Genomic DNA, 11,591 nt, shown 5'->3' with positions numbered 1-11,591 from the left:
GGGTGGGGAAGCGCTCCTCCAGGCGCTCTCCGGCGGAGAGCCTGGGGCGGGAGATGAGCGCGGACGTCGTGGCGCCGCGCGTGTTGAGTCGCGGCGCGAGCGCCCAGGCGCTGCCCTGGGGATAGCCGCGCAGGTCGAGCACCAGGCCCCGCGTGTCCTTCAGGGCGGTGAGCATGGGGTCCACGGACTCGGCGCGCAGCCTGCGCAGGTCCACGTAGCCGATGCCGCCGCCCAGCATCTTCCAGGGGGCGTCATCGCGGGGTGGGGGACGCAGGAACGGGAGGAAGTCGCGCGAGCGCGGCAGGCGTGACTCCTTGAGGCGGCCGTCGGCGCCCTGGAGCATGACCTCGACGGGCTTGCCGTCCGCGCCCGCGAGCAACAGGCTGGCGACGCGCTCGGCCCTCGCGGCGTCGTGTGAGGCACCGAGGAGGGAGGTGAGTCGCCGCGCGTGCAGGGCGACGGGCTCCTGGTCCACGGCGACCACCTCGTCGCCCACGTGGATGCCGGCGGCGCGGGTGACCTCGGGCGCGGGCAGCTCCGTCACGATGAAGCGCCCCTGCACGGGCCGCAGGACGACGGGCGCGGTGGCCTCGGCGAGAGAGCGCAGCGGCTGGCCCTGCTCCGCGACGAAGATGTGTCCGTCGTGGACGCGCGCGGCCAGGGTGTAGAGGACCTGTGTGTAGGCGCGAGCGTCCGCCGCCGCGCGAGCCTGACCGAGGAACGTGGGCAGGACGGCGTCCCAGTCCCGCAGGGCCTTCGGGTCGGGATGAAACAAGCGCATCACGTTCCAGAACCGGATGACGGCGAGCAGCCGATGCGGCTCCGGTGGATACACCGGGTCCTCGTACATCGCCTCGGCGCTGATGATGGGGAGCGCGGAGGCGGACCTCGATGGGGCTGCGCTCGCGCGAGTCCTCGTCCCCGACGTGCCCGAGCGCACCCGCTGGAGCGCGGCCTGGAACGCGGGCCCCGAGTCACCCTCGTCCGCCTCCACCGGCACGGTGACGTCCGCGGACAGTCCCGAGGCACCGGAGGCGAACACGAGCTCCGAGGCGCGCACCACCGCGCGATATCCCCCGGGCAGCGGCAGCGTGCGAGTCCTCACGGCGGAGGACTCATCGAGCCCACCCTGCGCGATGACTCGCGTGCGAGGCGTGGACATCAGCGAGAGCACCAGCGGCGTCAGCGGCGTCCGCGCGTTGACGAGCAGCGCCACCGAGCGCTTCGGCGTCCCGGGCACCGGCGTGAAGCTCCGCGCGAGCCGCGTCTCGACGGACGCGCTGTAGCCCCCGGAGCTGGGGCCCCACTGCACGGGATGGCCCGAGTACACACGGAAGCGCTCCGCGGGCGCCGTCAGCTCCTCCGCCACCAGCGAGCGCTCCAGGAAGCCGAGCGACATCTCCGCCCACGCGGCCTCGGCATCCCCGCTCACGCGCAGGTCGATGACCACGCGGCGAGCCCGCGCGAGCTCCGGCTCCAGCGCGCCCATCGCGGGATACAGCGCGTCGACATTCGCGAAGGTTCGGTCCAGGTCCAGCACCAGCGCGTCACCCACCCAGCGCGACAGCGGGCCCGGCGCGGTGCTCGTGGCCACCCCCGGCTCATCCCGCACGACCCGGGTGAGCGGGTCCTCGAGCGTGCGCAGCATGCCGCCCACCGTCGCGGCGAGCGCCTCGGGTGTGCCCGCCGCGAGCGCACCGGGCAGCGCGGCGAGCAGCGCCGCATCCCAATCGACCGCGCCCGTCGCGAGCGCCGGATGCGCGTACTTCACCTCGCCCCAGACGCGCCCCAGCGCCGCGGCGTTCTCCAGCGCGGGCGCGACGCTCGCGCCCGGTCCACCCGGCTCCGCGCCCGCTCCGCCCCCCGCGCCGAGCAGCACCGTCAACACCCCGACACCGAGTGCCCAGGTCGGCACCCGTCGGATTCTCACGTGCTCCACAACCACCTCCGATGACGGCCCCGCCCGCTCGACACCACCCTCACGGGAAAGTTCCCGAGCCAACCGCTCCGAGGCGTCTGCCGGCGCCCTCATCGAGGCTCCGCGTTCAAGCGCGTCCACGCCTGGTGAAGCGCGTGGCCGGGGGCGTGGGTGCCGGGTCTTCTTCGCGTGGTGGAAGTGCTCGCGGGGAGCAGTCGTCTGCAAGGGCTGGCTCCCTCGCTCCAGGCGTGTGGCCCGGCCATGCTCATGGCTGCGAGGTCTCGCGCGGCGCTCGACACCCGTACACCTGGAACTGGAGAACGTTCATGCGACGTCTGAACCTCATTGCGACTCCCTCTCTCGTGGTGGCCCTGTGCGCGTTGCTCGCGAGCGGCTGCGGTGGCTCACCCGGGCCCGACGCGGAGCCGTCCACCGGCGCGCCCCAGTCCGGCGGCCTGGAGGGTGCGCCCGGCACCGACGAGGGCGAGGCCGCGGGAGCCGACTCCGATGATCCGTTCCACCCGCTCAACGCGGGCAAGGTCACCCTCTGCCACATCCCGCCGGGCAACCCCGACAACGCGCACTCCATCACCGTGGGCCTGGCCGCCGTGAAGGCCCACGTCAAGCACGGCGACACGCTGGGCGCCTGTGGCAGCGAACCCGACGCGGGCACCGGCGGTGAGCCCGACGCGGGCACCGGCGGCGAGCCCGACGCGGGCACGGGTGGCGAGCCGGATGCCGGCTCCTGCCAGCCCGTGGAGGCGCCCTGTGGCGAAGGCGCTGCCTGCTGCTCGGACCTGGCCTGCTCGACCGACGGCTACTGCGAGCCCATCATCGGCTGATGAACAGGGCCCACCGGCCCTCCCGAAGACGACGTCTCACCCGGACCCCTCCGGCGGCGCCCCGTGGCTCCGCCCGAGGGGTCTTCCTGTTTCCGGGGTGAGCCATGCCCCCCGGTTCATCCTCATCACATCTTTTGACTCAAGGAACCCGACCCCGTGCGTCTTCCCTCCAGGGGGGCGGCGAGACAGGAAAGCCGTGAAACGTGTTCCACAAAACATGGGAGTGAGACGGAGAGAAAAGGAATCCCAGAAACCCAACCGCGCATTGCGAGTCGAGCGGTAAAGTTTTCAACCGAATGGCTGTAGTTTCTGCGGAGAGAGCAGGGGAGACTTCCAGCAATGAGGGCGCGTTCCTCCCTCACTGTCCGGAACCCGAAGTCCACGACTCCATTCGCATGAAGCGCCGGTGCCAGCGCGGTTGAATCGAGGGTGGCACACGACTCGCAACCCGTCTTCCGAATCACCCTGTCCCCGCGTCCCCCAATCGCCCCGTGTTCGTCCAGAACGTCATCTGCTCCTGCGTGCCTCCGCACTCCGACCCCAGTGAGTGTCCGACCTGGGTGCGTCCTCACCGGCACACGCCGGCGGAAGGGAACACGATGTTGTACGCGGGGACGCCGCCACCGCCCGTCCGGGTGGAGACGCTGACGCCGGTCCCCACGCCCGTGCCGGGCTCGTTGGTGGGGCACCAGCTGGGGCACTTCAAGCTGCTGAAGGAGCTGGGCCGCGGCGGCATGGGGACGGTGATGCTGGCCGAGCACGCCCTCATCCAGAAGCGCGTGGCCATCAAGGTGCTGCACTCGCACCTGGCACAGGACCCGGACCTGGTGGCCCGCTTCCTGTCGGAGGCGCGCACGCTGACGGTGGTGCAGCACGAGAACGTCGTCGCGCTCTACGACTTGGACACGCGCGACGGCCGTCCCTACCTGGTGATGGAGTACCTGGAGGGGCAGAGCCTGGCGGCCTTCGCCAAGGAGCCGCTGCCGCCCGCGCTGGTGGTGGACCTGCTCTCCCAGGTGTGTGACGCGCTGGGCGCGGCGCACGCGCACGGCATCGTCCACCGTGACTTGAAGCCGGCCAACGTCTTCCTGGTGCCGGGGCCGCAGGGCCGCCAGCGCGTGAAGCTCCTGGACTTCGGCATCGCCAAGCTGCTGTCGCGCCCGGCGGGCGTGCACACCACGGAGGTGGGCGTGCTGCTGGGGACGCCGGAGTTCATGGCCCCCGAGCAGTGCGGCGACGAAGTGGTGGACGCGCGCACGGACCTCTACGCGGTGGGCGTTCTGGGCTACTTCCTGCTCACCGGACGCGTGCCCTTCGCGGGCCGCACCGCGGCGGAGGTGCTCATCGGCCACCTCCAGAAGCCGCCGGTGCCGCCGCACGAGGTGCGCCCGGACGTGCCCAGGACGCTGTCGCGCGTGCTCCTGCGCGCTCTGGCCAAGCGCCCCGCGGACCGCTTCGCCCAGGCCTCGGACCTGCGCGCCGCGCTCGCCACCGCGCTCGTGCCCGAGCCGGAGCCCGCGGCGCCCGGCTTCACCGCCCGGGTGCGCATGGCGGGCGCGCCGCACTCGCACGAGCTGTCGTGCGAGTGGGTGGGCCGCGCCGGCCTCTTCCTGCACACGCCCGCCGCGCCGCCGCCGCTGCTCTCCGACGTGGGGCTGCTGCTGCGGCTGCCCGGCGGAGAGCTCGCCTGCACCGGCCAGGTGGTGCGCCACGTGACGGAGGAGCAGGCCAGGGCCTGGCGCATGTCGCCGGGCTTCGGCGTGCAGCTTCGCGACACGTCCCCCGCCTTCCAGGAGGCGCTCGCCCGGCTGAAGTCCGGCGTGCGCCTGGAGCCGCCCACGCCGCCGCCGTCCCCCATGCGCGAGGACGCCGAGGCGGAGCGCGTGCTCCAGGGCTTCCGCAACCGGATGTCCCAAGACCACTACGCCGTGCTGGAGGTCCCCCGGGACGCCACGCCGGAGACCCTGCGCGTGGGCGCCCAGCGCGTCCGCGCGGCGCTCGAGCCCCTCAAGGCGCGCAACCTGTCCCTGGGCCAGCGCGCCCAGTTGGAGCGGGTGGGGGAGCGGGTGGCCGCGGCGCTGCATGCGCTGGGGCACGTGGAGCGCCGGGCGGAGTACGACGCGCGCCTGGGCAACGTGGAGGGCGTGGAGCGCTGCCTCGCCGCGGGCCTCACCGCCACGGCGCTGGAGCACTGCCGTCGCCGCTTCCTCGCCGAGTTCCCCGGCCGCGACGGCCGCGCCGCGGTGCAGCGGCTGTCCGGTGACGCGCTGGCCTCGGTGGGCCGGCTGCAGGAGGCGCTCGCCGCCTATGAGCAGGCCGTGCGCATGGACCCGTTGGATCTGGAAGGGCTCAAGCGCTGGCGCATGCTCCGGGCCCGGCTGCGCAACACGCCCACGCCCCGGTAGGCGGGCGGCCGGGCGCCAGGGGTGGACCCACGTACCTTGCGTCCCGGGGTGGGCTCCTCGTTAATCCACCCTGTACCCATGGCCTCCGACTCCGACGACTCGCTTCCCCCCCAAGGGCGCTTCACCCGGCTGCGCAAGCTGGCGGGCCTCTCCATGCAGGTGGGCACCGACGTGCTCAAGAGCAGCGCGAAGCGCCTGACGGGCGGCACGCCGGAACTGCTCAGCATGAACGCCGCGGAGAAGCTGGTCTCCACCCTGGGGGAGCTCAAGGGCGCGGCCATGAAGCTGGGCCAGGCCCTCTCCATGGACCCGGACCTGCTCACCCCCGAGGTGCGCCAGGTCCTCGCCCGCCTGCAGAACCAGGCCCCCTCCATGTCCTACGACATGGTGTCGCGCGTGGTGCGCGAGGAGCTGGGCTGCCCCCCCGAGGAGGCCTTCCGCGAGTTCAGCCGCGAGCCCCTGGCCGCCGCCTCCCTGGGCCAGGTGCACCGCGCGGTGCTCGCGGACGGGCGCCCCGTGGCGGTGAAGGTGCAGTACCCAGGCATCGCCGAGTCGCTGACGCACGACATGGAGAACCTGGGCCTCGTCGTGAAGACGATGTCCAAGGCCTCGCGGCTGATGGACGGCTCGGCGTACTTCCAGGAGTTCCGCGACGAGCTGCTGCTGGAGCTGGACTACCGGCGCGAGGCGGAGCTCGCCCGGGGCTTCGCCAGGAGCGTGGCCCGGCTGGAGGACCTCCACGTCCCCGGCGTCATCGACGGCCACAGCGCCGGGCGCGTGCTGACCATGGAGCTGCTGGAGGGCCTGACGCTCAAGGACTGGGTGACGAAGGAGGCCTCCAACGAGGAGCGCTTCCGCGTGTCGCGCCAGCTCATCCGCGCCACGTACGGGCCCTTCTTCGGCGCGGGCGAAATCCACGCGGACCCGCACCCGGGCAACTTCATGGTGATGCCGGACGGGCGGCTGGGCCTGCTCGACTTCGGCTCCATCAAGCGCTTCAGCTCGCGCTTCGTGGACGCCAACCGGCGCATGTTCCAGCAGTCCCTGAAGCTGGAGCCCTTCGACGTGCTGCGGCTGAGCCTGGAGGTGGGCTTCACGGTGGAGCTGCCCGGCGACGAGGCCGCGGACCTCATCCGCGAGGTGCTGCACATCGCCGGCAGGCCCATGCGCACCACCCCGTACGACTACACGTCCTGCGAAATCCCCCGCGACATGCGCAACCACTTCACGCGCAACGCGGCCCGGTTCCTCAAAATCAAGCCGCCGCCGGAGGCGGTGATGTTCTTCCGCTCCACGGGGGGGCTGGCCCAGAACCTGCGGCTCATCGGTGCCCGCGGGGACTTCCGCGGCGTCTTCCTGGAGATGGCGGAGCTGCTCGGCTGAGAGCAGCCCGCGCGCGTGCTACGGCGCGGACGAGGCCGCCTGGCCGCGGCCCTTGGCGTGGATGGCGTGGAGCCTCCGCGCCAGCTCCTCGCCCTGGGTGCTCTTGGTGATGTAGCCGTCCGCGCCCGACTCCAGCGCCAGCTTGCGCAGCTGCGACTCGTCCGACGCGGAGAAGAGCACGAAGCGTGTGCCCACCGGGGCCTGCCCCCGCGCCAGCGTCAGCACCTTGTCACCGGTGAGGGCCGGGATGTTCACGTCCAGCAGCACCAGGTCCGGCATCGTCGTGCGCACCAGGTTGGACACGCCCAACGAGGAGCGGTGGGTGCGCACATCGAACCCGTACGCCGACAGCGAGCGCTCCGCGAGCGTGAGCTGCTCCTGGTCGTCATCCACCACCAGCACTCGGATTTTCATCTCCGACATGACTCCTCCCCCTCATGGGCGCCCGACGCCCACCGGATGTCGCCACCAGGCCGGGTGGCCTACGGATTATCACCTAGCCGAGGGCCGGCTGTCGCCCCCTTGCGCCCTCGCGAAGTCGCCCTTCGCGCCGCCGTGACAGGACGTGGTGGGTGGACCGGGTGTACCTCCACCCGCCCCGTCCACCCCGGCGGGGGCCCCGTGTCTCAGCCGGAGCGGTACTCGGAGGCCCGGCCGCCCCAGCCCGTGGCCGTCCGCCTGAGCGAGGGGAGGGTGAGGGTGAAGACGGCGCCACCCTCCGGGCGGTTGGACGCGACCAGGGTGCCGCGTGCCCGCGTCACCACCTCGTGCGCCATGGAGAGGCCCAGGCCCGTGCCGTGCTGGCCCTTGGTGGTGAAGAAGGGCTGGAAGATGGAGAGCAGGTGCTGCTCGGGGATGCCCGTGCCCTCGTCCTCCACGGTGATGACGACCTGGCCCGCCGGCGTCTGGTGGCCGCGCACGCGCAGGGTGCCGCCCCGGGGCATGGCGTCGCGGCCGTTGCGCAGCAGGTTGAGGAACACACAGCGCAGGTCCGCCGCGGAGCTCTCCACCAGCGGCATCCGGGGCACGTCCACGTCCAGGTGCAGGCTCAGCCCCTCGCGCGCGGCCCGCGACTCCAGCTCCCCCCGGGCGATCTCCACCGCGTCACGCACCACGTCGGCCAGCTGCACCGGCTCCACCGGGGACTCGGGCTTCTGCCGCGCGAAGTCGCGCAGCCGCGACAGCCGCGTCGTCGCGTCCGCCACGATTCGCAACAGCGTGTCCACGTGGGCCGGCGTCTCCTGCTCACCCTGCTTGCCAGGGCGGGTCTGGAGCAGCTCCAGCCGCAGCTTCATGGCCACCAGCAGGCTGCTCAAGTCATGCGCGATTCCCGAGGCCTGCTCGCTGAGCATGCGCAGGTGCTCGCGCTCCGCCAGGGCGCGGCGCTCCTTCTCCAGCGCCTCCTCCTGGCGCGCCTGCTCGGTGATGTCCCGGGCGAGCACCAGGACGACCCGGGGCGTCAGGTCCGCGCGGACATGCCGGACGCCCACCTCCAATTGCTGATGCCCCCCCGCGTAGGTGTAGCGCGAGACGCGGGCCAATTCCTCCGGCGCCGACTCCAGCGCCCGCACCTCCGCGGCCACGACGCTGCGCAGCGTGAGCAGTGCGGGCCCCTCCTCCTGTCCACGCTCTGTCAAACGCCTCCAGGGTCCCCGGGCCAGTGTGAGGGATTGCCAGCGCAGGTTGACATAGAGCACCGCGTCACCCCGGAGCAGGGCCACCGCGCCTGCAATGCCTTCCAGGGCCCACGAGTGTCGGGAGGGCGTCAGCGGCTCGTCCTCGAAGTCGGGCCCGTGTGTCTTGTTCACCTTTTCGAGGAGGGCCGCCAGCTCATGCTCGGTCGACGACGCGGGTGACATGCGTTGAGCTGTAACCCAGGGCGCGGCACGCGGCAAGGGAGGGTCCCCCGCCCTCACGGAGCCCCAGCCCGCACGGGTATGTATGGTGTGGACTGTGCTGCCATTCCCCCGTGCGCCGGCTGCGAAAGACTGACATACGGAAGGGTGCCCGACATGGACAGCATCCCTGGATGGAGGCTCCGCACGCCAGTGAATGGCCTACCTTGAACAGTCCTTGAACAACTTTTGAACATCGCCTGATGAACAAGGTCGCGGAAGGGCTCTCGTCGGAAGTGAATCCCGAGGGCTCTCATCGCATCTGGAGTGATGATGACGACAGACATTTCCAATGAGAGAATCCGGGTGGCGCTCCTGGAGGACCAGCAGGTCTTCAGGGAGAGTCTGGTATTGGTCCTCGAGAGCGCGGGCATGGACGTGGTGGCGCGCTGCTCCCAGACGCCACCCTTCCTGGCGCGGGTGCGCGAGCAGATGCCGCACGTGGCGGTGTTGGACCTGAAGCTGGAGCCGCCGGACCAGGACGGGACGACGACGGGGATGACGGCGCTGCAGTGCCTGCATGACTTCTATCCGTCGGTGCGGTCCCTGGTGTTGTCGAGCCACCACGAGCCGGAGGTGGTGGAGCAGTGCCTGCAGGCGGGCGCCGCGGGCTACCTGTGGAAGCACAACGTGGGCTGCGCGGAGGTGGTGGAGGCGGTGACGCGCGTGGCGCGCGGGGAGCGGCTGATGCCGCCCGGGCTGTCGTGGGTGCCGTCGCTGCCGGGTTTCATGATGCAGCACGAGGTGCCGACGGGCGGCGCGGAGCTGGGGCTGCTCACGCCGCGCGAGCGCGAGGTGCTGGGGTACGTGGCCGCGGGCGCGGACAACCTCAAGATTGCCGCGTGCCTGAGCATCACCGAGCGCACGGTGAAGGCGCACATCACCAGCATCTACAAGAAGATTGGCTCGGAGAACCGCACGCAGCTGGCGGTGCTCGCGCTGCAGCTGGGCGTTCAGCGCCCGGCAGGCATCTGAGACCGCGGTGCGTCAGCACTTGCAGGCAATGGGCGCGGGCGCGGGCGCATGAGAGGGTGGGTGGACCCGTGGCGCTCCACTCCCGAAAACCCCCGCGCGCGGGTCTTCGCGTCACCGTCCCCGGCGGGCCAGGGCAGCTCCGAACGCAGCGGCTGCCCTGGCCCGTTCACTGTCGACGCTGCACGGCGTCAGGGCTTCTGGGCCGTCACCAGCTCGAAGGGGCCGCCGGGCAGCACGCGCACGTGGTGGAAGCCCGCCTGCGCGAGCATCCGCTCGTAGAGCTCCACCTCGCGCAGCCGGCTGACGCACGAGTCCACGCCGATGAGGAAGTAGGTCCAGAAGAACTGCGCGGCCAGGCGCTCCGGGGTGCGGAACTCCTCGCAGATGATGACGCGCCCGCCCGAGGGCAGCGCCGCCCACGCCGCCTGCAAGAGCGCCTGCGCCGTCTGCGGCGCCCAGTCGTGCAGCACGCGCACGAAGCTCATCACGTCGTAGCCCTCGGGCAGCGGCTCCTTCAGGAAGTCCCCGGCCACGAAGCCCAGGCGCGAGGCGGACAGGCCGAAGCGCTCGCGCGTGCGCTCCACCAGCGCGAGCGTCGCCGGCAGGTTGAAGACATCCACCTTCAAGCCCGGGTGCTCTCGCGACAGGTGCGCCGCGAGGCTGCCGTCGCCGCCGCCCACGTCGAGCACGCGCTGGCCGTCCCTCCACAGCGCGGGCGCGTGCAGGCGCAGCGCCTCGAGGATGGGCGGCAGCCCCGCCGCCATGCTCGTCTCGAAGCCCTCCAGCTGTTCGGGGGTGCGCAGGGGCCAGTCGAAGTCCGCGGGGGCGATGGAGTGGTGCCCGCGCAGCACCTCCGGCAGCCGGCCGTGCAGGGTGCGCCAGGCGAACTTCTCGCGGTCCGTCTCCCGGCCGTCGGGCCCCAGCACCGCGAGGGCCGCGTCGCGCAGGCCCTCCACCGCGTGGTAGCGCGCGGACGCGAGCGCGTCCGTGTCCTGCTCGCGCGTCACCAGGCCCAGGCTCTCCAGACAGTCGAGCAGCTTGTAGAGCCGGCCCGGCACCAGGCCATGCCTCGCGGCCAGCTGGGCCAGGGTGATGGGCTCGGGGCCCTCCAGCGACTCGAGCAGCCCCAGCTCCAGCGACGCCGTCAGCACGTCCACCGCCTTGGCGCCGTTGTAGAGCAGGTGCAGCAGCGCGCGAGGCGAGCGCTCCACTCCGCCCGCCCTCGACGTCACGACTCGCCCCGGGTGGGCGTGAAGCCCGCGTGCGCCACCGGGCACCCGCCGCCCGTCCTGGCGGGCGCCGCGTAGGCCGCCGCGCTCATCGCGCCCTCCATGCAGCCGTCACGGCGCGCGCCCGGGGAATGGCCTCCCTCCCGGCGCCAGCCGGCCGTCAGCTCCACGCGCACGTCCCAGAGCTGACGGAACAGGGGCAGCGTCATCCGCCCCGCGAGCACCTGCGTGGGCAGCCCGTCCAGCGCCTTCACCGAGCGGTCCACGCCGATGGTGCGCCGCACCAACTGGAAGTGTCGGTACAGCCAGCCCTGGAAGGCCTCGTCCACGTCCACCAACTGCTCGCACAGCCGCTTCAGGTCGTCCGGCCCGCCGCCCGAGTACACCTCCAGGAGCGTGCGCGAGCGCCGCGCGAGCAGCCGCTCCAGCGCGGCCTCCAGTCCCTCCGACGCCTTGCGCAGCATGTTGTAGCCCGGCGACTCCTGGCCGCTGCCGTTGCCCAGGCTGCGGCGGATGACCTGATAGGTGTCCGGCGTCATCGTCTCCATCACCCCCAGCTCCGCCTCCAGGCTCCGGAGGATTCGCACCAGCCGCTCCAGCCTGGCGGACGCGGCCCACAGGGCGTCCCGGTCCAGCTCCGCCACCACCTCCACCGCCTCGCGCGAGCCCAGCTTCAGCCACAGCTCCTGCGCCTGGTGCACCACCTGGAACATCAGCTCGTCGTGCGAGACGCGCTCCTCCTCCGACGCCTGCAGCGACAACAGCTGCTGCGTCTTCAGATAGACCTCGTAGTCCAGCTCCCCCTTCCCCACCCACTTCTTCAACAGGGGGTTGAACAGCGGCTCAGCCAGTTCTTGTCGTAACTTTTCCGCAGGACTGTAATCGTTGAACGTGTGCATGGACCCCTCCGGAGGGGAGAATTGGGCATTCAGGGGCGGAGAGCG

General features: G+C 71.9%; 9 protein-coding genes. 4 read left to right on the top strand and 5 right to left on the bottom strand.

Annotated features, from left to right (window positions below; genetic code table 11):
* The coding region (locus FL311_RS19405) for a hypothetical protein (protein WP_141326927.1) at positions 1-1,930 on the bottom strand (1,930 nt) is incomplete at its 3' end.
* Positions 1,931-2,244: 314 nt separating this feature from the next.
* On the opposite strand from FL311_RS19405, the gene FL311_RS19400 reads away from it, so the two are divergent.
* The 3 genes from FL311_RS19400 (at position 2,245) to FL311_RS19390 (ending at position 6,548) form a co-directional block, all read left to right on the top strand.
* Positions 2,245-2,760 carry a hypothetical protein gene (locus FL311_RS19400; RefSeq protein WP_141326925.1) on the top strand — a complete coding sequence of 172 codons (516 nt, stop codon included), beginning with the start codon at positions 2,245-2,247 and terminating at the stop codon, positions 2,758-2,760.
* Positions 2,761-3,359: 599 nt separating this feature from the next.
* The gene (locus FL311_RS19395; RefSeq protein WP_194869264.1) at positions 3,360-5,165 is read left to right on the top strand and encodes a serine/threonine-protein kinase; all 1,806 of its coding nucleotides are present in this window, start codon (positions 3,360-3,362) and stop codon (positions 5,163-5,165) included.
* 78 nt (positions 5,166-5,243) lie between these two features.
* Positions 5,244-6,548, top strand: a complete 1,305-nt coding sequence (locus tag FL311_RS19390; RefSeq protein WP_141326921.1) for an AarF/ABC1/UbiB kinase family protein — start codon at positions 5,244-5,246, stop codon at positions 6,546-6,548.
* Between the two features lie 18 nt (positions 6,549-6,566).
* Here the strand turns inward: FL311_RS19390 and FL311_RS19385 are convergent, their stop codons facing one another.
* Entirely contained in the window at positions 6,567-6,971 is a 405-nt protein-coding gene (locus tag FL311_RS19385; RefSeq protein WP_141326919.1) for a response regulator transcription factor, read from the bottom strand.
* A 203-nt stretch (positions 6,972-7,174) separates the two neighbouring features.
* Positions 7,175-8,356, bottom strand: coding sequence for a sensor histidine kinase (locus tag FL311_RS19380; protein ID WP_141326917.1), 1,182 nt, complete (start codon positions 8,354-8,356; stop codon positions 7,175-7,177).
* 360 nt (positions 8,357-8,716) lie between these two features.
* Here FL311_RS19380 and FL311_RS46135 point away from each other — a divergent pair, with 360 nt between their 5' ends.
* The gene (locus FL311_RS46135) at positions 8,717-9,418 is read left to right on the top strand and encodes a response regulator transcription factor (RefSeq protein WP_305036157.1); all 702 of its coding nucleotides are present in this window, start codon (positions 8,717-8,719) and stop codon (positions 9,416-9,418) included.
* A 188-nt stretch (positions 9,419-9,606) separates the two neighbouring features.
* On the opposite strand, the gene FL311_RS19370 is transcribed toward FL311_RS46135, so the two are convergent.
* Together FL311_RS19370 and FL311_RS19365 are read right to left on the bottom strand one after the other, a co-directional pair.
* The gene (locus tag FL311_RS19370) at positions 9,607-10,629 is read right to left on the bottom strand and encodes a methyltransferase (RefSeq protein WP_141326915.1); all 1,023 of its coding nucleotides are present in this window, start codon (positions 10,627-10,629) and stop codon (positions 9,607-9,609) included.
* 17 nt (positions 10,630-10,646) lie between these two features.
* A complete protein-coding gene (locus FL311_RS19365; protein WP_141326913.1) occupies positions 10,647-11,546 on the bottom strand; it encodes a tryptophan 2,3-dioxygenase family protein in 900 nt (299 codons plus the stop codon).
* Between the last annotated feature and the right edge of the window lie 45 nt (positions 11,547-11,591).

The sequence above is a fragment of the Myxococcus sp. AB025B genome (genome assembly GCF_006518215.1).
Lineage (GTDB): Bacteria > Myxococcota > Myxococcia > Myxococcales > Myxococcaceae > Myxococcus > Myxococcus fulvus.
This window is presented reverse-complemented; position numbering and strand designations above follow the sequence as displayed.